The 22,220-nt window shown below is 42.6% G+C and carries 21 protein-coding genes, 1 tRNA gene and 3 pseudogenes; 12 read left to right on the top strand and 13 right to left on the bottom strand.

The genetic code is table 11. From position 1 onward, the window contains the following. The first annotated feature begins 151 nt into the window (after positions 1-151). Positions 152-520: a VOC family protein gene (locus G9G53_RS12935; protein WP_029516003.1), complete on the top strand. Its 369-nt coding sequence runs from the start codon at positions 152-154 to the stop codon at positions 518-520. Here G9G53_RS12935 and G9G53_RS12930 read toward each other — a convergent pair. The 3 genes from G9G53_RS12930 to G9G53_RS12920 form a co-directional block, all read right to left on the bottom strand. Continuing rightward, a complete protein-coding gene (locus G9G53_RS12930) occupies positions 505-2,169 on the bottom strand; it encodes a CoA-disulfide reductase (protein ID WP_165148044.1) in 1,665 nt (554 codons plus the stop codon). The two genes, G9G53_RS12935 and G9G53_RS12930, sit on opposite strands and share 16 nt — an antisense overlap. 190 nt (positions 2,170-2,359) lie before the next feature. Further along, a complete protein-coding gene (locus G9G53_RS12925) occupies positions 2,360-3,652 on the bottom strand; it encodes a homocysteine synthase (RefSeq protein ID WP_165148041.1) in 1,293 nt (430 codons plus the stop codon). Between the two features lie 153 nt (positions 3,653-3,805). Further along, entirely contained in the window at positions 3,806-4,444 is a 639-nt protein-coding gene (locus G9G53_RS12920) for a flavin reductase family protein (protein ID WP_165148038.1), read from the bottom strand. A gap of 98 nt (positions 4,445-4,542) precedes the next feature. On the opposite strand from G9G53_RS12920, the gene G9G53_RS12915 reads away from it, so the two are divergent. Next, positions 4,543-5,232 (top strand): ArsR/SmtB family transcription factor, encoded by a 690-nt coding sequence (locus G9G53_RS12915; protein WP_029516008.1) that lies wholly within the window; start codon positions 4,543-4,545, stop codon positions 5,230-5,232. A 322-nt stretch (positions 5,233-5,554) separates the two neighbouring features. Here G9G53_RS12915 and G9G53_RS12910 read toward each other — a convergent pair whose 3' ends face one another. Then, positions 5,555-6,148: a dienelactone hydrolase family protein gene (locus G9G53_RS12910; RefSeq protein WP_029516009.1), complete on the bottom strand. Its 594-nt coding sequence runs from the start codon at positions 6,146-6,148 to the stop codon at positions 5,555-5,557. Further along, positions 6,132-6,986 (bottom strand): aminoglycoside 6-adenylyltransferase, encoded by an 855-nt coding sequence (locus G9G53_RS12905; protein WP_165148035.1) that lies wholly within the window; start codon positions 6,984-6,986, stop codon positions 6,132-6,134. The genes G9G53_RS12910 and G9G53_RS12905 overlap by 17 nt, the downstream gene beginning before the upstream one ends. Positions 6,987-7,162: 176 nt before the next feature. Between G9G53_RS12905 and G9G53_RS12900 the strand changes: the two genes are divergently transcribed. From G9G53_RS12900 to G9G53_RS12890, 3 genes are all read left to right on the top strand, one after another. Then, on the top strand, positions 7,163-7,705 hold the full coding sequence (locus tag G9G53_RS12900) for a GNAT family N-acetyltransferase (RefSeq protein WP_080658582.1): 543 nt from the start codon (positions 7,163-7,165) through the stop codon (positions 7,703-7,705). A 109-nt stretch (positions 7,706-7,814) separates the two neighbouring features. Next, a complete protein-coding gene (locus tag G9G53_RS12895; RefSeq protein WP_029516012.1) occupies positions 7,815-8,180 on the top strand; it encodes a cupin domain-containing protein in 366 nt (121 codons plus the stop codon). A 147-nt stretch (positions 8,181-8,327) separates the two neighbouring features. After that, positions 8,328-9,227 (top strand): alpha/beta hydrolase family protein, encoded by a 900-nt coding sequence (locus tag G9G53_RS12890; RefSeq protein WP_238437927.1) that lies wholly within the window; start codon positions 8,328-8,330, stop codon positions 9,225-9,227. A gap of 134 nt (positions 9,228-9,361) precedes the next feature. Here the strand turns inward: G9G53_RS12890 and G9G53_RS12885 are convergent, their stop codons facing one another. Continuing rightward, a complete protein-coding gene (locus G9G53_RS12885) occupies positions 9,362-10,177 on the bottom strand; it encodes a DUF2935 domain-containing protein (protein WP_165148032.1) in 816 nt (271 codons plus the stop codon). Between the two features lie 226 nt (positions 10,178-10,403). On the opposite strand from G9G53_RS12885, the gene G9G53_RS12880 reads away from it, so the two are divergent. Beyond that, complete coding sequence (locus tag G9G53_RS12880) at positions 10,404-11,441, top strand: SPRY domain-containing protein (RefSeq protein ID WP_165148029.1); 1,038 nt, start codon at positions 10,404-10,406, stop codon at positions 11,439-11,441. Positions 11,442-11,717: 276 nt separating this feature from the next. After that, positions 11,718-12,359 carry a hypothetical protein gene (locus G9G53_RS12875; RefSeq protein ID WP_165148026.1) on the top strand — a complete coding sequence of 214 codons (642 nt, stop codon included), beginning with the start codon at positions 11,718-11,720 and terminating at the stop codon, positions 12,357-12,359. Positions 12,360-12,579: 220 nt separating this feature from the next. On the opposite strand, the gene G9G53_RS26470 is transcribed toward G9G53_RS12875, so the two are convergent. The 4 genes and pseudogenes from G9G53_RS26470 to G9G53_RS12860 form a co-directional block, all read right to left on the bottom strand. Continuing rightward, positions 12,580-12,687, bottom strand: coding sequence for a hypothetical protein (locus G9G53_RS26470; RefSeq protein ID WP_023986758.1), 108 nt, complete (start codon positions 12,685-12,687; stop codon positions 12,580-12,582). A gap of 147 nt (positions 12,688-12,834) precedes the next feature. Continuing rightward, a complete protein-coding gene (locus G9G53_RS12870) occupies positions 12,835-13,716 on the bottom strand; it encodes a glycosyltransferase family 2 protein (protein ID WP_029516018.1) in 882 nt (293 codons plus the stop codon). A 223-nt stretch (positions 13,717-13,939) separates the two neighbouring features. Beyond that, a pseudogene (locus tag G9G53_RS26465) lies at positions 13,940-14,023 on the bottom strand (glycosyltransferase); the annotation flags it as partial. A gap of 342 nt (positions 14,024-14,365) precedes the next feature. Further along, on the bottom strand, positions 14,366-14,614 hold the full coding sequence (locus G9G53_RS12860) for a WGxxGxxG family protein (RefSeq protein ID WP_029516020.1): 249 nt from the start codon (positions 14,612-14,614) through the stop codon (positions 14,366-14,368). A 154-nt stretch (positions 14,615-14,768) separates the two neighbouring features. On the opposite strand from G9G53_RS12860, the gene G9G53_RS12855 reads away from it, so the two are divergent. Then, positions 14,769-15,287: a DUF3231 family protein gene (locus G9G53_RS12855; RefSeq protein WP_029516021.1), complete on the top strand. Its 519-nt coding sequence runs from the start codon at positions 14,769-14,771 to the stop codon at positions 15,285-15,287. A 182-nt stretch (positions 15,288-15,469) separates the two neighbouring features. Here G9G53_RS12855 and G9G53_RS12850 read toward each other — a convergent pair. Further along, positions 15,470-15,955, bottom strand: a pseudogene (locus G9G53_RS12850) (transcriptional regulator); the annotation flags it as partial. Positions 15,956-16,217: 262 nt separating this feature from the next. On the opposite strand from G9G53_RS12850, the gene G9G53_RS12845 reads away from it, so the two are divergent. Together G9G53_RS12845 and G9G53_RS26460 are read left to right on the top strand one after the other, a co-directional pair. After that, positions 16,218-17,210, top strand: a complete 993-nt coding sequence (locus G9G53_RS12845; RefSeq protein ID WP_165148023.1) for a YiiG family protein — start codon at positions 16,218-16,220, stop codon at positions 17,208-17,210. Between the two features lie 258 nt (positions 17,211-17,468). Further along, positions 17,469-17,657: pseudogene (locus G9G53_RS26460) on the top strand (tyrosine-type recombinase/integrase); the annotation flags it as partial. 93 nt (positions 17,658-17,750) lie between these two features. Here the strand turns inward: G9G53_RS26460 and G9G53_RS12840 are convergent. Then, positions 17,751-17,822 (bottom strand) — tRNA-Thr (locus G9G53_RS12840). A 73-nt stretch (positions 17,823-17,895) separates the two neighbouring features. Next, a complete protein-coding gene (locus G9G53_RS12835; protein ID WP_165148020.1) occupies positions 17,896-18,243 on the bottom strand; it encodes an MTH1187 family thiamine-binding protein in 348 nt (115 codons plus the stop codon). Positions 18,244-18,769: 526 nt separating this feature from the next. On the opposite strand from G9G53_RS12835, the gene G9G53_RS12830 reads away from it, so the two are divergent. Both G9G53_RS12830 and G9G53_RS12825 read left to right on the top strand, forming a co-directional pair. Continuing rightward, the gene (locus G9G53_RS12830) at positions 18,770-21,103 is read left to right on the top strand and encodes a ribonucleoside-diphosphate reductase subunit alpha (RefSeq protein WP_029517884.1); all 2,334 of its coding nucleotides are present in this window, start codon (positions 18,770-18,772) and stop codon (positions 21,101-21,103) included. Positions 21,104-21,123: 20 nt separating this feature from the next. Continuing rightward, on the top strand, positions 21,124-22,155 hold the full coding sequence (locus tag G9G53_RS12825) for a ribonucleotide-diphosphate reductase subunit beta (RefSeq protein ID WP_029517885.1): 1,032 nt from the start codon (positions 21,124-21,126) through the stop codon (positions 22,153-22,155). Positions 22,156-22,220: the final 65 nt, after the last annotated feature.

The following is a 22,220-nucleotide window of genomic DNA, read 5'->3' as shown; positions in this document are numbered from 1 at the left end:
TTCTATCCATTCGTATATGCCTCTTCTATTGTAACAGACGTCACACAGTGAACCAAGCCATAATTTGATCAGAAAAGGGGTAAACTCTGCGAATAACGTAAATAATGTACAGTAGCAATCCTACATTAAAGACAGGAAAGGAAATGATTCCATGAGAAGTGCAAGCCCTTTTGTCATTGTAAACGACGTGCAGCAGTCAATTGACTATTACCAATCGGTTTTAGGCGGAAAAATCAAAGTGCTAAACAAGCAGGAAGGCAGACTCTTGCACGCTGAACTTCACCTGGGTAGCAGTCATATCCATTTTTCGGATTCCTACGGTAAGCCGCTGAAAGCACAGCATGTACAAATCATTCTCGACTGTGAAAGTGAGGACGAGCTTAAGCAGGCTTACCACGCACTAGCAGAAAAAGGTACCGTTACCGTGGAGCTACAAGATACTTTCTTTGGTGCGCTGCACGGCGAAGTAACGGATCACCTTAACCAGATTGGATGGGTGATGAACTATTTTAAGAGATGATCACGTTCAGCCATAACCGAATACGTCTTATAGCCACCATCAACGTTCCTCACCCGATAACCGTATTGGGTCAAAATTCGGGCCGCAATATAGCCTCGCAGACCAACTTGGCAGGATACCGCGATCTCCAGATCACTAGGGATTTCCGCCATCCGCTCTCTAATCTCGGCCAGAGGAATATGAATCGAACCTGGAATGGCTCCTGCCTGTAGCTCCACTGCATCCCTAACATCAATAATAAGACCACCCTTTCGGTGAAAATCATCAACTTCATGCCACTGTATCGTTTGGACCAGCCCATCCATGATATTCGAAGCCACGTAGCCCGCCATATTCACAGGGTCTTTTGCTGAAGAATAGGGAGGTGCGTAAGCAAGTTCAATATCAGCCAGTTCTCGGACGTTCAAATGACCACGAATAGCCGTCGCAATGACATCAATTCTTTTGTCTGCTCCATCAGCTCCAACAGCCTGCGCCCCATAGATCATCCCATTCTCGGGATTAAAGAGCAGCTTCATAGCGATGGGTGATGCGCCAGGATAATAACCAGCATGCGAACCGGGATGAATATGAACAGCCTGATAAGGAACACCCAGCCGCTGTAATGTTTTTTCATTATTACCTGTAGATGCTGAAGTCAATGCAAAGGTCTTAATGACGGATGTTCCGAGCGCCCCATCATAAGAAATTGTCTGACCGTTAATATGATCCGCTGCCAAGCGCCCCTGACGATTGGCTCCCCAAGCTAGCGATACCATCGTTGCAAACCCATGATTGCGGTCCTTGACCTGGATGGCATCCCCCACCGCATAAATGGCCGGATCGCTGGTTTGCAGTTGGGCGTTAACCTGGATGGCGCCGCGAAAACCAAGTTCCAATCCGCTTTGCTTGGCCAACTCATTTTCAGGAACAACACCGATCGCCAGAATAACCATGTCCGTCTGAAGCACACCCCCGGAGGTCAAACGAAGTTGTGCACCCTGCTCTTCAAAAGCCGTGACTCCTTCCTCTAAACGCACCTCCACCCCGTTCAGTCTCATATGCTGTTCTACCAATTTAGCCATTTCAGGGTCCAGCGGATTCAATAATTGTTGTCCCCTATCAATAATAGTTACTGCAAGTCCACGCTCTCGCAAATTCTCGGCCATCTCCAGCCCAATAAATCCGGCCCCGATCACCGTGACATGCTTTGGATGTCTTTCATCTACATATGCCTTAATAACGTCCGTATCATGAATATTTCTTAATGTAAATAGATTCATAGCTTCATGTAATCCGGGAATGTCCGGTATCATCGGTTTGGCTCCCGGCGACAATACCACAATATCATATGGCTGCTCATCTGTTTCCCCTGTAACCATATCGCGGAAATGGACGAGCTTCTGCTCCCGGTCTATTTGTATCACTTCTTTCAGTACCCGCACATCTATATTAAAACGGTCTCTTATCCCTTGAGGTGTTTGGAGAAACAGCTTCTCTCGCGCAGGGATTACCCCGCCAATATAGTAGGGAAGGCCACAGTTCGCAAAAGAAACATGCTCTCCGCGTTCAAACAGAGTAATCTCGTCTTCCTCATTCCATCTACGCAATCTCGCAGCAGCAGAAGCTCCACCTGCTACCCCGCCAATAATAACTATTTTTCTACCCACTTCTTCCCCTCCTTATATACCCTATGGGGTATAATATATACCTATGGGGGTATGTTGTCAACACGCAAAAAAAGACGGAGGTTGCCCCCCGCCTGATCAACCCTGAACGAATACCGATCTGGGTCGAAAAATCACTTGCGATGCTACACGAATGCTCTGTCACACTTAGTCTAAGAAGAGTCTACTGCTACTACTGCTGGCTGGCCGCGATCGCCTGCTCCAGATCATACAATATATCGTCTATTGCTTCTGTCCCGACAGATAGGCGTAACAGCTCCGGTTTGACTCCGGCAGCAACCTGTTCTTCCTCATTCAACTGCTGGTGCGTTGTGCTTGCCGGATGAATAATCAAAGACTTGGAATCACCTACATTCGCCAAATGAGAAAATAGCTTTACATTCGCAATTAGCTTGCTTCCCGCCTGGCTTCCACCTTTAATACCAAAGGTCAGGATTGCTCCTTGTCCTTTCGGCAAATACTTTTGAGCTAATGCGTAGGACGGGTGGCTCGGCAACCCGGTGTAGCTTACCCACTCCACATCCTTGTGGCCTTCGAGATATTGCGCTACCTTCAAGGCATTTTGACTATGTCTTTCCAGCCGCAGATGAAGTGTCTCCAAGCCTTGAAGCAGCAGCCATGAATTGAACGGAGAAATGGCAGCTCCCAAGTCCCGTAGCAATTGCACCCGTGCCTTGATAATATATGCGATAGGTCCCACCGCCTCGGTGTAAACAACTCCGTGGTAGCTCGGGTCCGGCTCAGTCAGCCCCGGGAAACGACCATTCGCTTTCCAGTCAAACTTGCCGCTGTCCACGATCACCCCACCAATAGACGTACCGTGTCCGCCAATAAACTTCGTTGCCGAATGCACGACAATGTCCGCTCCGTATTCAATAGGACGCAATAAGTAAGGACTTGGGAACGTGTTATCCACAATCAGCGGAATACCATATTCGTGCGCAATCGCCGCTACTGCTTCCACATCCAGCACATTGCCCTGTGGATTGCCAATCGTTTCGGCAAAGATGGCCTTCGTTTTATCCGTAATGGCATGGCGGAAATTCTCTGGATCATCCGAATCGACAAAATGCACCTTAATACCCAATTTGGGCAGTGTGGTAGAAAACAGATTATATGTACCGCCATACAGGCTGGAGGCTGATACAATTTCATCTCCAGCTCCCGCAATGTTCAGAATGGAGAAGGAAATCGCCGCCATTCCCGAAGCTGTGGCCAACGCGCCAGCCCCGCCTTCCAGTGCAGCAATCCGTTGCTCGAACACATCCGTGGTCGGATTCATCAGACGCGTATAAATGTTGCCGAATTCTTTCAGCGAGAACAAATCAGCCGCATGCTCGGCATCCCGAAATCCATATGAAGTGGTTTGGTACAACGGAACGGCGCGGGAAAAGGTAGTAGGATCAATCTCTTGTCCGGCATGGACAGCGAGAGTTTCGAATGACAGCTTGCGTTCTTCTGACATGATTATTTCCTCCCTTGTTATACGTGCTGTATGAATCGTCTCTTCCTGTATGCGTAGTCATGGATGATTTTTCAATTATTCTCGCACAAAAAGAACGATTTGGGAAGATAATTCTCATTATTCAGGTAGGATATTATCATTTTATTTAAAGCATCAGGTTTCGGATCGAAAGGTTTTGCCCAAATGCTCACCCAGACCAAAATAATGGCGGAAATTGTAGATGAGCGGACTCCACTTTGTCGGATCAATATGGTTCTCGCCGAGGATGATATCCTGATGAACATGCACCTGTATGGCTTGAGTTTCGACGATAGCAAAATAAGGAGAATGGTCAGGAATTCTTACATCCCTCACCTTGGCTTCAATTTGAATAGGGCACTCCCTAATTCGGGCAGGCTTGACCCTATTCGACTCAATCGAAGTGAGTCCGCTGATCTCATACTTATCTTTATGGTACATAAATCCATGTTCCTTTTTTTCCGCTGGAACAGGATTCTTACCTGTATAAGGAGCCAAACGTTCTACATTTTCCCACATGGAAGGTCCCGGAACATTGATTACACATTCGGGATGCCGCTCCATATTTTCTAATGCTTTGCCACCTGTTCCAATGCCTAGTACCACACAATCTCCTAATGCCCACGAGGAGGAAATCGGGCTAATATTGGTCGTTCCATCCTCATTCACCGTATTGAGTAAAATCACAGGGGTTCCGTAATATAAAATGCTAGGGTTAATCGTTTTAACGTTTGGGGTATGATTCATCTCATTCATCTGATTTGTTGGGTTCATCATCTCTTCTCCTTCTATTCAGATCTACCTCCCTATTGTAAAATATAAATATTTCAATCTTCATCGAAGTATGGATTACAAAGGGGGATAACCGTGCCATGAGCACCAAGTCAAATGTAGCCATGATTGCTTCTCTTGTCAGCGAGCCTTCCCGTGCAGCTATACTCACCGCTTTATTAGACGGCAGGTTCCACACGGCAAGTGAATTGGCCCATATGGCAGGCATCAAACCGCAAACGGCCAGCTTCCATCTGGCTAAAATGACCGAGGCACACGTCGTTACTGTGGAAAAACAAGGGCGTCACCGTTACTATGGCATTCAAGACCCCGAAGTTGCCCGGGTGATGGAGTCATTTTTATCCATAGCTCCACCTGTTCCAATCAAGTCATTCAAACAAGCCTCCGAAAACGAGGCCATACGGTTGGCAAGAACTTGCTACGATCATGTTGCGGGTCAATTAGGCGTACAGCTCATGAATTTTTTCATGCAAAAGGGGATTCTTTCCGAGGATCAGGACGGGCTTCATATTACGGACCAAGGAGAGACTTTCTTCACTGACTTTCAGATTGACCTTACAAAAACAAGACAAAAGCGCCGCTCTTTCTCACATAAATGCCTGGATTGGAGTGAACGACGCCATCACCTTGCCGGTGCTTTAGGAAGTGCTATTCTGGACAGATTATTCGAATTACATTGGATCGAGCGTCTGCCTACAACCCGAGCGATACGTATTACAGCCGAGGGTAAAAGAGGTTTTAAAGAGATATTTTCGATAGAGGTCGACTAGATCATCAGAGTCCTTTTATTTTTCGCATTACCTCAAATCAAGCAGACTGTTTGAATTGGGCAATAGCAATGGCGGAGTCCTGAAAGTTAACTCCTGTCGTAGTAAGCAGGATAAATTAAGAAGCTTTCCCGCTCTGATCCGCCGCTTTTGCCCCATCTGCCGGAGAAGGTTGAATGGTATTATGAAAAAAAGGTAGCCACAGCCACATACGTCTCCTTTTCATAGTCAATGATGTGTATACATATGACTAATCCGCATATCAAGACTGTGCGTTTCCCCAGAGTAATGAAACAGGTGTGGGCTGGATGAAGCTGTTCATTGATCAACCTCTCTTGAAGAACTCTACCGTTTCGTTAAATGATTGCTGAGCCGAATGTACGTTATATCGGGGAGAGTACGGATCACTGAATCCGTGCTGTCCGCTGAATTTATGTACCCGGATATTACGGTTATCTAAAATTGAAATAAGCTCATCCACATTAAATGATGGTTCTTCCTGTGGGAAAAAAAGCAGTGTTGGACAATGTGGAGTTATTTCTAAATAATTCCTAATACGAGAGCCATAGTATCCTACAATTCCATCAACATACTTTTCTTTACTACACAGCCAGGCAACCGTTGCCCCTATGCTAAAGCCGACGATAAATACCTTTTTATAGCGAGCTCGAATACTTAATAATAAACTTTCGATATGATAGAAAGAGCGTTCAAATCCTATATTTTCTATAAAATTGGTATAGGCACTTTCCTCTTGCGAATAGTCATAAGGCGTTTCTTTGCCTAGTAAATTTGGACAAATGACATCATAACCCTGATCTGATAATAGGCTACAAAAATTTTGTATATGCTTGTTAATCCCATAAATCTCATGCAGTACAACAATTAGGGTGCTCGACTTTTTATCTATGCTTATCATATTGTCCCCCTAACCAGTTTTGAATATGGGAAAATAATTCATCCGGATACGCGTATTTATACTTAGCTGCCACTTCCGAGGATAATCGTTTGAACAACTTTAAGGATACGACCAATGCTTCCCAACTATGATTGGGATCGTATTTCCCAAAAGATTTCTTCAAATCAGTAACAACATCTTGATCAGCCCATTCATTCATGAATTTCCCTGCATGCCAAGTATCATATTCCGATCCATGTACAGCTTTTGCATGCCACTCTATCATTTGCAGCAATAATTGTTTACAGTCCATATCTCTTTGCTTAGCTACCCACAGATCATTACGCAAAATTTGTTTAGCCACATATAGAGAGGTGAAGCAATACATGTTAACAACCTGTAGATAAGCACCTTCAGATATTAGAGGAGTATCCGGGATCGTTGTGGTTTGAGAAATGATTTGATTTCCATTCCCCGTCTTATCGAGCAGCATCCTGACCCCCCGCTGAAATCCTTCAGGAATACGTCCATTTTTGATTATATGATCCAGATCAGAAATATGACGGAATAGAAAATCAACCTCAGCCCCTTGGTCAAAGAGAACGAGTTTTTCCGGATCCCCTTTTGCCGTTCGAAACATAAAGCTGGTCCAAACTTTGCCGATGTTTAGTAACCATTGATCATTTTGAAGATAGTAATCTGGATTCGTTGAAAAGACGACTACATCCAAGTCAGAAAACTCATCAAAAGGCTTGTCCTCTCTTGCCCGGGACCCAACGATATAAACCGCAATAATTTCCTCATTAGAGATTCCCCATTCGGATATACGCTCCTCAAGCACTTCGTAAGCATTATTCATTACAATATATCCTCCTTTTTTAGAAAACATTATATCCAATCCAATAATTACGGTATATATTTTTAGTTAACATTCAAAGGAATGCTGCCTGATATACACCATTCATCAAATCAATTTCCCAATCTTCATTCTGTGATATAATTCTTTCAATATTACAGTTTGGAAGGATGGTGCAGATGTCGGAGCAGCGAGTATACATCCGGTTCTCTGAGGAGACGGACGCCGCAGAGTTGGCAGCAATGTACAAGCGCAATCGAGAATTCTTTGAGAAGTTTTCGCCAAACAACCAAGAGAAGTACTATACGGAGGAGCACCAGCTCCAGACGATTATTAAAAGCAAGGCCGACATGATGGAAGACCGGAAATATTCCTTCGTGGTATGCCACAAGGAGGACGACCGGATTATAGGCAGCATAAGCCTATCTTTTGTGGTGAGAGGACCGCTTCAGAGCTGTATGATCGGATACAGTCTAGACCAAGCATATAACGGAAAGGGTTATACGACGGAGGCGGTAAAGCAAGTGGTTCACTATGCCTTCGATGAGCTAAAGTTTCACCGGATCTTCGGGGAAGCCTCTCCCCAGAATCCAGGATCCATACGTGTGCTTGAGAAGGCTGGCTTTCACAAAGAAGGCATCTCTCGAAGCAACGTAAAGATCAACGGAAAATGGGAGGATCACCAGGTTTTGGCGATTATAAATCCATCTGAGGATATCTAGTTTTTCAGAGTGAACAATCATTTAACCATTGTAGGTGGTAGATAAAAGTACCAAATTTCAATATTCTTATTATTGTAATTGAATTTCGGGAAATTCCAAGGAGGTTATTATGAAGTATCAATCCATCAAACTGAATGAAAAGTTATCTAAGTTTAGTGATCATTGGTCTCCGAAAGTTATTGGTGAAATGAATGACTATCAATTTAAATTGGTGAAAATAGTTGGGGATTTTGTATGGCATGATCATCAGGATACCGACGAGGTCTTTATTGTACTTGAAGGTGAGATGTTCATTGATTTTAGAGATGGACGGGTACAAGTTTCTCAGGGAGAGATGTTTATTGTACCTAAGGGGGTCGAACATAAACCTTTCGCCCATGAGGAGTGCCATATCATGCTAGTAGAGCCGAGGGGAGTGGTAAATACTGGAGGATCAGAGTCAGAATTAACGGCAGCCAATGATACTTGGATTTGAATATATAGCAATAATTAGAAGTGAACAAGAAAAATTGAAGCTGATCGGAGATGGGGCGTATGCACTCCGTAGCTGTCTATTATTGCATTAAGCAACGGGCAGGGGGGATAGTTAAACAAAAATTTCGAGAAAGGAAGAGTATAGTGGATGATAAGAAACGCAGAATTTAAGAATAGTTATCCAGGATGGCGAGAAGTAGAAATAAAGGATTCCTCTCTAGGCATTACATTTCCCATGATGGTAATGTATCCAACGAACGAACCCGAACAAATAGAGCGATTGGGTCCATACCAGTTAGAGTTGGCGAGAGAGGCAGGGCCATCGGAAGGAAGGTTCCCTTTGGTTATCATCTCTCACGGTACTGGCAGTACACCGCTTGTGTATCGGATTTTGGCGCAGTATTTAGCACGTAATGGTTTTATTGTCGGCATTCCAGAGCATCCATTTAACAATCGAAATGATAATAGTCTGGAAGGGACTGCCCAGAATCTTATCTATAGACCTAGACATCTTAATATGGCCACCGATTGGTTTTTCGATAGTATGCTTTTCAAGGACAATTTGATACAGAATGCTGTGTCGCTCATTGGACATTCCATGGGTGGTTATACGGTATTAGCAGCGGCAGGTGGCGTGCCGACTTCTTTTCCTCACGAGACCTCGGACGGAAAGCCCCAGCTTATAGAGGTTACACCAGATTACCGAGTAAAATGCCTCGTTTTACTAGCGCCAGCGTCGGTCTGGTTTCGAGCTGAAGATAGCTTGCGTACGGTTAATCTACCTATCTTAATGATGGATGCAGAGAAGGATCAGTACACTCCTTCTTTACACGCGCGTATAATATTGGATGGCGTGCTGGACCCTAAGAAGGTACAATACAAAACAGTAAAAAACGCCGGACATTTCTCCTTTCTGAGTCCTTTCCCGAAATCGATGAGGACTCCAGCCTTTCTCCCATCGCAAGACCCTCCCGGCTTTGATCGCGAACATTTCCATAGGGGACTTAATGCTGACATATTGGATTTTCTATATGCTCATACACGTTAGTTGGATGACAACAGCGGCTGTCTAAGACTTTATTTTTCAAGTCTTGGTCCGCCGCTGTTTGATTTTTTGTTCAGTCTAAAGCTTTATTTCCACTGGATATTTTACAGAAACTGTGTTCTTTTGGCTGGGCTCTCTCAGTGCATGATTTCTCTCTTATTCACCTTAACACCTGATAAGGATTGATCAAACATATCGAGAATAAAAAGAAACCTCTCAGCTTCACGAAATACATGATCGGCTAATAAAGGATGGATAATGCTTTTTATTCGGCACTCGTCGATTAAATCACGCGCTGTTTTTTTAAAATCACGCAAGGACTTCACAGAGACACGGTTCTCATCAACAAATTGACTCAGGAGTGGAACGGTTTGTGACTGTGGCCGCATATGACTTAGGTCAATCGCTTGAAACATTAGCATATCAAAATCATTACTAAACTCCCTAGCTTGTTCAACCAGTTTACGTTCGGATGGATCAAGTAAATGGCCTATAAATTTTGCGTGATCGGCCATGATTTTTAAGAAAAATACATTTTCGTCAATAATAGCATCAGGTAAGGGTTCAAGTGTTCCTGAATTCAGTTCTCCTAAACGGTTTCTGAAATAATTTGCTTCCCGACTTACGTGATCTACCAGTAAAGGAAAATTGGTTTGTCCAGGAAGCTTGCATTGTAATATAAGGCCCAGTACCATCCTCTTAAATGCCCAAATATTCGTCGCCGCATTCTGAACTTCCGTATTAAACTCTTTGATTGTATAAGGATCTGCCTTGTTATTAAATTCATGCGACCTTTTCTCGATATCCTCGAAAATAGCGTAAAACTGATTGGCTTCTGTTTTAAGTTGAGTATCTTCCGCTCTAAAACCTAACCCCAGAAAAAAGGAATGCTCCTTCATAATCCTCGACCAAAATCGTATTTCATCTAATGAGCGCGCTACGAATGCATCCAATCATATCCCTCCTCTATGTGAGCAAAAAGCACTTACTTAGTCATATGGGATATGCCAGGTTATTATGATTATCGAATCCCACGCCTCATATTAGTCTAATTCTGAAGTTAACAAATTAAATTCCATAATAATACTCATATTTGAATATATATCATTTAATGTTTGGACAATTCTCCCAATCCAGTTCTATAATTCACTTGTTATTACATATATTTAGGAGGAAGTCATGAAAAATATTATATTCAAAAAACTAGGAACAATAGTGTTAGCCCTTCTCATTGGGGTTTCGGTGTTCTCATTGTTCCCTACTGTTACAAAAGCTGAGACTAGTAACGTGACTTGGTCGAATGGTTCTTTATTAGCAAAACTAGGGAATGGAGGTCAAGGAGATAAAGCAACTGTAGGAAAAACCAGTGGGAAGTGGTACTGGGAAGTAAATGTAGTTGATGGAAATCCAGATATACCAAGTATATCATTAATTGGTATAACAAGTGAATCAGGTACTAATACATCAGATAAATGGAAGTATCATAGTTACTATGGGTATGACGGTCAAATTTTAACTAAAATATCTTCTGATATAACAAGAACTAAATATGGTAAAACTTTTGCGCAGAAGGATACTATTGGTTTAGCGTTGGACATGGATAACGACACAATTTCTTGGTACAAAAATGGAGTTTGGCAAGGTTCTAATACTGCAAAACCATCTCAACTCGGTGGATCACAAGTATTCCCGATGGTTATGGCTGGGGAAAATGGATATAAATCCTTTCAAGCTAATTTCGGAGCAAGCGATTTTAAATATCCGATTCCTGAAGGATTTTTACCTTATCAAGATTCGGGTACATCTACAACACCTGATCCATCTACAAAGCCTGACCCGTCTACTACACCGGATCCATCCACTAAGCCCGATCCGTCTACTACACCGGATCCATCTACAAAGCCTGACCCGTCTACTACACCGGATCCGTCCACTAAGCCCGATCCGTCGGATACAGATGGGGCCTCCCAACCAACTGGTGACCGCGCCATTCTGACTGTAACGATGGACAATGGATTTGATAAAGAATTCGATTTGAGTAAAAAAGAACTCAATGCCTTCATCGCATGGTATGACGCTAAAGATGCTGGTAGAGGTGCTTCTTTCTTTGCCATTGACAAACATAATAACAACAAAGGTCCATTCAGCAATCGCAAAGACTACGTAATCTTCAACAAAATTCTCACATTTGAAGTAAGCGAATATTCAACGAAATAAACATATGAAGGGCTTCATGTCGGCTAACATGCCGATGAAGTCCTTCTTTACATTTACTCTAATCTCGAGATCACGCCTAAACTGCTATACTGGACGATACATTTTTTCTAGACTAAAAGTTTGCAAATCGTTTTTTAAACAAAAAAAGCACGGTTTCCAAAAAGCCTGGAAGCTGTGCTTTGCTTATGTATTCAACCCTAATATTCGATAATAAAGGTAACAAGATAAAATGAGCAACTACCTCAACCGATGAGGATACTCACAGGAGAATTCGTCATGTTAAAAAGAGCTCTATTCATTGCTCTACTTTCTGTAGCTCTAACAGCTTGTGGAAGCAATTTCAAAGAAGCAACGACAAGGTCTGGGTCTTCAAGTACATCCTTTGCTACTGAACAAACAGCAAGCAATGAAAATACTGCTCAGCAAGCTTCTACAAATCAGGTCACAGATAAACAATATTTATTTGCTGAATTCATGAAAGATGGAACCCCCATGTTAACAGAAGATCAAGCTTCTATGGAACAAACGTCTTATGACTTCATTGCTAAAAACAGTGACTTATTTCCTTCCACAGATAAAAGCAGAGTCATTAATCTAGTAGACAAATCCGTAACAACAAAACACTTAAATAAAAATTTGAACTTATACTTAAACAAATTTGTAAAAATAAGCGGCGATGTAATAGATATAGAAGAAGATAACATTCCTATAGGAACAACGGCTATCGTTTATATTAGTGATGAAAATGATAATACAGTAATGGCAGTTTATCCGGGAGCAAGTGGGGAAATTTTTGAAGGAGACGTTGCTACAGTTATTGGAGTTCCTATCGCTAATTTTTCATATGAAAATATTTCAGGTGGCTATACGAATACTACACTGTTAGCAGCTTCTTTTCTCACGAAAGAAAATCAATAAATTTTAATCATGCAAGCCCTTAAGCGAGTATTCAACTAAATACACAACGAGAGGGACTCTATCCGGCTAAATAAAGTGATTAGGAAATTGTTCAAATGCAAAAAGCTCTGCCGACCCATAAGGTTAGCAGAGCTTTTTATCTAATCTAATTTCGGACAGAATGAAAGAAGGTCGTTCAACTTGATTGATGGGTCATTATCATACAATTCTTTTCGCAAAATTAAACCCAACATGATTTAAGGATGATAACCAAGAGGATATAGAGCACCAAAATAGCCGCTGTAGAAGTCCACACACCGCAAACAGCTGCACCTGCACATCCGCTCATAGCTTTAGCCCTCCTTTATTTGTCTTCATCTTAATATATGTGTAAATATGTTTTATGACCGGGCATTCAGGTAAACATAAAAAGCACTCCATTTACGCATGCCAGCGGAATATTAGGATACTTTCCGATCGCGTGCTGATAGCTTTGTTAATATGGAAGATGAGATATACACCGCGAAAAAGCCATGCTTAATAGTTCCTGATTGTAAATCTGATACTTACGGTTTTGATCCAACACCCAATTTGCAAATCCAACAGCTTTAGTGTAGCAATTATAATCATAGGGATTAATTTTAAACTCAAGAATATTCAGCATCATCTGGTTCTCTTCATCTGATAATTCCAAGCCCAACTGGCTAAACTGTCTTTGTCGAATTCTCCGAGCGGTGTCGTCTTGTATGGCTCTGTGCTGAATGGACACTTGTCCTTTATGTTGACGATAATACAATAAGCTTATAGGGAGGTTTGCTATTTGTACCTGAGAGGCTAATCGGTTCCACAGTTCGTAGTCTTCGGCATGAGGATAACTACTATCATATTGAATGTTTAGCCGATGTATCATGCTATTGCGTAATATTGTAGCAGGATGGCAGATACAGCAATGAAATAACAACCATGTTCTAATTTCTTCATGACTAGCCGGATTCACCTTAAGTGCCCCTCCACTAGAAGTAGTAAAAGCAGCACCACATACATCAATTAAGGGATTTTGATCCATGAATGATATTTGCACATCCAGTCGATCTGGCGTAGAAATATCATCGCTATCCATACGAACGATATATTCACCAGTTGCCCTATTGAATCCCTCGTTTAAAGTAGCAACCAAACCTTGATTGGTACTATGGAATATTTTAACTACTCTAGGATCTGTTATCTGTGAAATAACAAAAGCGGATCCATCTGTTGAGCCATCATCAATAATAATCAATTCAAAATCGGAATAGGTTTGAGCTAATATACTGTGGATTGCTTCCCAAACAAAGGACACAGTGTTATAAACTGGAAGTATAACTGAAGCTCGTGGCACAAGAAGTTCCCTCCATTCTACATTTTAAAATCAGAAAATATTATTTTGCATAAAAGCCAACTTCCCTATTTTTCTCGAAAACTATTTCTTCGAATGTTCATGCTCCAAGTATATGTATTGAAATATATTTTGAGGCGGCTTCTCGGTAAAAAAAGCTTTCCATAGCCACCCTTTGGGGTATTTATAGAAAGCTAATCTGCTTTGCAGCGTCTATAGCGCTCACTTAAAATTTTTCAGGAAACTGTTTGACAATGCCTTCTGTCAGAATGTCCGCTAAATGAATCATATGGATCTCGTTTTTGTCGGTTGGAATGGAATATATGATAGAAGTATTCATGGGCTTGTACTTAGTAATTGATCTTCAAAAAAATAATGAAGAGAAGGAAAATGCATTACCCACTACTCCATAAAACAGAAAGGATACCCTGACGTTTTAAGTAAGTGAGTAATCAAATAAAGACTCTTATGGCAATACATTAGCGGAGTCCTTTCATTTACTCTAATTTCACATTGATCACGGAAAAATAAGATTAGTTAATCTTAATAGCTATTTGGTGATCGGTGTGGTGAATCCTAAAAGTAAACAATCCCCGCCGACCAAGTATGGTGAGCGGGGATTGTTTAGTTGTTTTTGAGTTGTTGTTTACGATTATCTTTTACTGTGGTTTTCAGGCTCGCGACGTTTTAAACCTGCCAATCCAATTAACCCCAACAGACCAAGCCACCCCCAATTATTATTATTATCGTTATCATTATTATTAGTAGTAGTTAGCATTTGTGTTCTACCATTGTCGTTTGTGCCCATATTGTTTTGACTGTTTTCAGCAAATGCTACTGCCGCTCCAAAGCTTGAAATCATTAATGCAACAACAGCCATTATCTTCATTTTTTTCAACATACCTAAACCACTCCCTTAAATTTGTGTTTGCAATCAATTTTTTAATGTATATAGCATGCCAATTGAACTTATTTCTTATACACACATTAAATCTTCACTACTGGGAATCATAAATTTGTACATCATTAAAATTAAAAAAGGAGTGGTTTTTATAATGGGTATCCTAAGCGGGAATCCAAAAGACGAGCCCATGCATTACGGAGAAGTTTATAGTGTGTGGCAGTTTTCAGCGTTAGCGAAAGGCAGCGTTTCATTTTACCAAGCATGTTTAAACCACGCAGGAGACAAAGAGCTCAAAAAAATACTGGATGATCTTATTGATCAAGCTAAACTGGAAATCCAAGAATGCGACGCAATGCTTACTGATAATGGGATTGCCCCAGCTCCTATTTTGCCTGAAAGACCTCCTGTCAAACTTGAGGATATCCCAGTTGGTGCAAGGTTTACTGATCCCGAAATCGCAGCTAAAATCGCATTAGATACCTCTGTAGGATTGACATCTTGCAGCCAAGCTATGGGTCAATCCATTAGAGAAGACATCGGGGCCTTATTTGCGAAATATCATCTAACTAAGACTGCTTTGGGAGTCCGTATTCTAAAAATGAACAAAGAAAAGGGTTGGCTAATACCTCCCCCTCTTCAATTAAAAAGACCTGAACCAGTTAAAGCCTAAATTTCCAGTACGATTCCTCAACACACTGTTCCCCTTAGATTGTTCAACAAAAATCCCCGCCGACCAAGTATGGTTAGCGGGGATTGGTTTTGTTACGTTAAGCACCTCCGATGGTAACGTAAGGCTGAATACTATTGTGGTGGTTAAGGGCTTGATCCGGCACAGTAACAATAAACAAAAAGCTAGCCGCGATGATTAGCAGTACCATTTTTTTCAACATTGGTCATCCACACCTTTTCCATAAAATTTAAAAATGCTGCTTTGGTTTCAGGAGCCGCATAATCCCGAAAATGTAAAAACAAACCCAAACAGTTTATAAAACAAGTCTCATTATTTAGTGTATGATAACTTACTAATGAATACATCAAATGTTTAAAACCATCAATGTAAGAACCTCGATGTAAATAATAATAAGATAACTCGTAACCAAACCACGCGATATAATCCGGTATCACTTGTTGGGTATACATATCATCTGATGATAGTTGCTGTTGTGCAAAAGCATTTATTTCGGCTTCAAATTGCTGAAGTATACCTTCTACATCTTTTGCTGAAATTATAACATTCAACAGTTTTGAGATTTTCTCATTCTCGTTAGTGGCGGATGTTGCTGCAATATATTCAACATAATCTTGAAGCACACTTATATCTCCTGACAACAGTTTATAACTGAGACCAGAGGAATATAAGCATTTAGAAAGTTGGCAGAGCAATCGTCAACAACAAAGAACTTTATAAAATTATGCTACTCAAGTCTCAAGACCTATTCACCAAATAAATTTAAAATTGAATAGATTGTTTTACAATTAACATTGGTATGCGGCGAAGAGGGACTTTAATCGCCCGGAAAAGGTCAGTTGTTCTCTCTCCTATTCAGACATCTTACAAAAGAAGAGCACGTTAAATTACTCAGTCGGGGGAATCACTATTTTGAGAAAGCTATCATTCTTTATTTCCATTATTATGTTGGGTGCAATGTTGTCCGCTTGTTCTGCCATTACATCCACCGTGGATCAAGCGACTGCAGGCGTTACGTCCGGCGAGAGCAAAGAAATCGAAAAATACAATGCGTATGTGAGGCTGAATAACTTGATGACAGGCAGAATCAATGAGGTTCTGGTTCATTATTTCGAGAAGTTCGGAGTGGATACACAGCCTGTAATCGAGAAGAACTTCAGCTTCATCATGCTCGGCGTTGCTGAAACTGAGCGGGAAGTTATTGATAAAGCGAACGGCTATACCGCAAGCCAACCTGCTTTTGCGAACGCAGATCCCGTAGTGATCAAACTGACACCGGTCATCAATGATCTGTTGTCCGTCCTGGACGAGATGAAAGCCTACTATGATACAAAAGGCTACGTGGATGATGACTTCGCAAAAGGAAAACAGCTGCATACCAAGCTGGTAAGTGCCAATCTCGCTTACGAGACTGTCTCCAAACAATACTTCACGGCTATGCAAAAATTGGGTAACGAGCAGCGTCTGGCTGAACTGCAAAAACTCAAAGATTCAGACCAGCAGATCAGGTATGATGCCTTGAAGTTCATGATAGATGCCGAGGCTACGGCCATTGAAATGGATGAGCAGGGTATCACCGCCGACAATGTGCTGCAGCTTGATATGACGAAGTTTAAAGCCAAATACGACATTATGACCGCAGATCTAAGTGCGCTCATGACAATCTCAAAAGATAAGAATCGAGTTCAAAAAGAAGGGATTAACAGCTTCAGTATCAGGAACTATGTTGATTCAGCCACTGAGGCAAAAGCGGCTGCTTCGAAAATTATTGAACGCATCAATAAGAAGGAACCTGTATCTGATTCTGACCTGAACGGCCAGTTCCTGAACACTACGGATGGCACACCTGAGAATTTCAATTATAAGCTAAGCAAGGCAGTCGAACGATATAATGAAATAAATTAAGCGTATCTAACGATATAATGAAATAAATTAAGCGTATCTAACGATAGGGGCTGCGAAAACAAATACGGAGTTCCGGTAACGAACAAGCTCTGCCAACCATAAGGTTAGCAGAGCTTGTTCTTTAAAATCCTCCAATGGTAACCTGAGGGTGAATGCTATGATGGTGGTTAAAAGCTTATCCGGCACATTAACAATAAGATTTAAAAATGCTGCTTTAATTTCTGGAACCGCATAATCCTGAAAGTGTAAAAATAACCAACCTTACTTCTCAAAGCTGGTATTCATCCGAAGAACGTTCAAGAGCAACTTGGACATTCGTCTATCAATGTAACTCTGGATACCTATTCACATGTTCTTCCGAATCTCCAAGAGGCGGTGTTAAAAAACATTGGCGATTCAATCACAGGAGAGAGCATTAGCACCGAAGAACCTACTTTACTAGACTAAAGGGTAGAAAAATGGTAGAAGAATGCTCAATTCAACAAAAAAGCGCGACCTCCAAAAAGCTTGGAAGCCGCGCTGTGCTTGAGTTTTATAGAATGCTGGTGAAGGGAATTGAACCCCCGGCCTACGCATTACGAGTGCGTTGCTCTACCCCTGAGCTACACCAGCAGGTCAGTGTAACTGACAACAAAAACTATTATACTCTTAGTTACATAAAAATCAATCACTTACATCAACTTTTTCAACTAGGATTTGGATTTAGTTCGGTAACATTTCCTGTCGCGATGCCAGATAGTTTCTCTGCGACGGAACGGAGCTTTTGGTGACTGGATGAAGGCTTGTCACGGCGATCATCAATTTTGACCGAGGTGGAAACACGCTTCGCTCCTGACAGGAATGGTGCTTCGTGCAGCGCAGCAATGGCGGTGAATACATCGTCCAACGAACCTTCAATAATCGTACTCATGGAGGTAAGCTCATAGGTAATTCCTTTTTGCGTTTTCAACACTTTTTGCATCTGGGCAACGTAGTCGCTCAGGCTTGTACTCCCCGTTCCAATCGGGATCACTGTCACTTCTGCAATAGCCATCGCCAAGTTCCTCCCTAAAATTAAAATCGTCGCTGCTTTAAAAATCTAAAATTTCAGTCCGATAGAGCGAGCAACCTTATTTCACAAAAAAAGTTTATATGTATGCTGCTTGTTTCTGTAGGAAACATCTTTATCATTCATTGTACCGTTCAAACAGCCTCAATTCAAATACAGCCCGCGACTTCTCTGTATATTTTGATTTTCCATTCCTTTTCCTTTACGTATGGCTTCGAATGTTGCTATAATACTCCTTGCACTTATTTGAAATTTTAAGTTTTTACACACAATATGTTGGGTTAAATATTCATAACACGTCTAAATATAGTGATGTAGCCGATAAATCGTACGGGAACCATCTTTTCCCCCTTCATTGGCAGGTACATCGCTATTTCTATGTTATTGGATTACATACAGCCCCCAAATGCTGTCTGACCATCGCTTTTTTCGCCATTATCTTCTCATCATGATCATTTTCATGCCTATTCCCAAGTATGATTCCAAATCAAGAAAGCGAGGAATTAATCCTATGCCACAACTCGTAACCAAACCAAACAATCGCCAGTTGGCTTTTGATGAAATACGCATCTCCGTATATGCCGACCGTGTACTCAGCGGACTGGACAAGCTGGATAAGGATCGACTCATTCGCGGTGTAACTAGCAAGCTGCGCCGGGACGAAGTCACGGGGGATGACATTAGCAACGCGTTTGCAATGGCTGCCCTTGAATTGGTTAGTAAGGAAGAACCGGACTGGAAATTTGCCGCTGCACGTGCTTTGCTCACTTCCTTGTATAAAAAAGCGGCTACTCACCGCCGTTACAAATCCTATGCGGACGAGCCTTACGGCGCTTTTTATCCACTGATCACTGATTTGGTCCAAAAAGGAATTTACCGTCAAGAACTGCTCGACTACTATACCAAGGAGCAGATTGATGAGTTGGGCGATTCCATTTTGCCGAAAAATGACCTGTTGTTCGATTATATCGGGCTGTTAACACTGTCTGAGCGCTATTTGGCCAACGATTTTGACGGACGCGTAATGGAACTGCCTCAAGAACGCTACATGATCATCGCGATGTACCTGATGCACCAAGAGCCTGCCGACAAGCGGATGGAGCTGGTCAAAGAAGCGTACTGGGCGATGAGCAACATGTACATGACAGCAGCTACACCAACTATGTCCAATGCCGGAAAAAAGGTGGCCGGACAGCTCTCCAGCTGCTTTATCGACACCGTAGACGACTCGTTGGAAGGTATTTTCGACTCCAATACGGATGTAGCCCGTCTTAGCAAAATGGGCGGCGGCATCGGCGTATACCTTGGTAAAGTACGGGCGCGTGGCTCCGATATCCGTGGACATAAAAATACAAGTTCCGGCGTCATTCCGTGGATTCGCCAGTTGAACAATACAGCTGTTAGCGTAGACCAATTGGGTACTCGCAAAGGTGCAATTGCCGTATATCTGGACGTATTCCATAAGGATATCCTCGCATTCCTTGACCTGAAGCTGAACAACGGTGACGAGCGGATGCGTGCACATGACGTGTTCCATGGCGTATGTCTGCCCGATCTGTTCATGGAGCGGGTCGAAGCACGGGGCGAATGGAATCTGTTCTGTCCGCATGAAGTGAAGAAAGTAATGGGCTGGAAAGATGACAACGGTCGTCCACTGGGACTGGAAGATTTTTATGATGAAACCTTCGGTTCAGGTACCTTCCGCGAGAAATACGAAGAGGCGTCGCAGCATCCGATTCTCTCTCGTATTACGGTGCCTGCTATCGACATCATGAAGCGCCTGATGAAGTCACAACTGGAAACAGGTACACCTTACATGTTCTACCGTGATACGGTAAACCGCGCCAACCCGAACCGTGCCCATGGTATGGTGTATTCCTCCAACCTGTGTACGGAAATTATGCAAAACCAATCTGCAACTGTAGTGGAAAAAGAAGAATTGGTCACAAAAGACGGACAAACACGCATCGTTATTTCCAAAATTCCTGGCGACTTTGTGGTGTGCAACCTGAACTCCATCCATCTGGCTCGTGCGGTTCCGGCAGGTGTGCTGGATCGCCTCGTGCCGATTCAGGTACGTATGCTGGATAATGTTATTGATATCAACAACATTGAAGTACTGCAAGCACAATATACGAACAGCCAATATCGCGCTGTCGGTCTGGGTACATTCGGACTGCATCATCTACTCGCACTGGAAGGTATCCGTTGGGAATCCGATGAAGCGGTAACCTATAACGATCATTTGTATGAAAAGATTAACTACCTGGCCGTCAAATCCAGCATGGAGCTAGCGAAAGAAAAAGGCCGTTATGCCAAATTCGAGGGCTCTGACTGGTCTACCGGGCACTATTTCACTTCCCGTGGCTATACAGACGGTACACGCGAAGGCAAATTTGTCACTACCTCCGAGTGGAGTGAGCTTGCAGAAGAAGTCCAACAAAACGGTGTCCGCAACGCATGGCTGTTCGCCATCGCGCCTAACGGTTCCACGTCTATTATTGCAGGCTCTACCGCCAGCATTGATCCATTGTATGAGCTGCTTTCCTATGAAGAGAAAACAACTTACAAGATTGCTAACCCTGCACCGGACTTGAACGAAAAAACCATCTGGTACTACAAGACGGCTTTCTTGCTGGATCAACACGCTTCGATCAACATGGCTTCTGCACGTCAGCGTCATATTGACCAGGGCCAAAGCTTTAACCTGTATGTACGGCCTGATATTAAAGCAACTGAATTTTTAGAGCTGCACATCCATGCCTGGAAATCAGGTATGAAATCGACCTATTATGTACGCAGCCGCGCACTGACGATTGAAGAATGTGATAGCTGCGCATCCTAAACTAAAGGAGAGAAGCTCTCATGCAGTTACAGAAGATTTTTAACACGGAAGCGCCAAATCGCTCTACCCGTATTATTGAAGGCGAAAGCTCCGGTATTTTGAATTGGAACGATATTCGGATGCCGCATATGTACAAATTGTATAAAGTGCTGCTGCTGAACCACTGGATTCCAGATGAAATTCCGATGTCCAAGGACGCGTCCCAGTTCCCTGTGCTGGATGCCGAAGAACAGCGCACCTTCAAAATTAACATCGGCCTGCTGGCTGTACTGGATTCGATGCAAACGATGTTTGTCGGGGATGTAAAACGCTATTTTACCGACTCGTCACTGGAAGCTATTTCAGCGATTATCGGGCAGCAGGAAGTGGTGCATAACCAGTCCTACTCCTACGTTCTGTCTTCTTTGGTGTCAGATCAGGAACAGAAGGAAATTTTTGAATACTGGAAAAACGATCCTGTCCTGCTGGAGCGTAACACATTCATCTCGGACATTTACCAGGAGTTCCGCGATGAGCAGAACCCACAGACCTTTTTCCAAGCGATGGTAGCGGATTTGATTTTGGAGGGCATTTTCTTTTACAGTACGTTTGCGTTCTTCTACAACTTGGCACGTGATCAGAAAATGATGGCAACCAGCCAAATGATCTCGTATATTCAGCGTGATGAAAATCAGCATTGCTACTTCTTTGCCGAAGTGTTTAAGCAACTGTTGTCTGATTTCCCTGAGCTGAATACCAAGGAAAATACGGACTATGTCTATCGTATGATTGACCGCGCTGTGGAGCTGGAAACGAATTGGGCGCATTATACGCTCAAAGAGGTTCGCGGCATCGACTTGAACGAGCTGAGCGATTACATCAAATACATGGCAAATATGCGCCTGAGACTGCTTGGTATGGACAAAGCGTACGAAGGCGTAGATGTAAACTGTATGCCTTGGATCAAACCATTCTCAGATGAAGCGCTGAATGCGACAAAAACGGACTTCTTTGAAGCAAAATCACGCAATTATGGCAAGGTCGGAGATGACAACGGATTTGACGATTTGTAAGTCATAAGATACAGCCTTAGCTCGGTGCTTACCGGGCTAAGGCTTTTTTCATGAGAATTTACGCA

It is taken from the genome of Paenibacillus sp. EKM206P (genome assembly GCF_011066155.1).
In the GTDB taxonomy this organism is placed as follows: Bacteria; Bacillota; Bacilli; order Paenibacillales; family Paenibacillaceae; genus Paenibacillus; species Paenibacillus polymyxa_D.
Note: the sequence above shows the minus strand (reverse complement) of the source record. Positions and strands in the feature narration are given on the sequence as shown.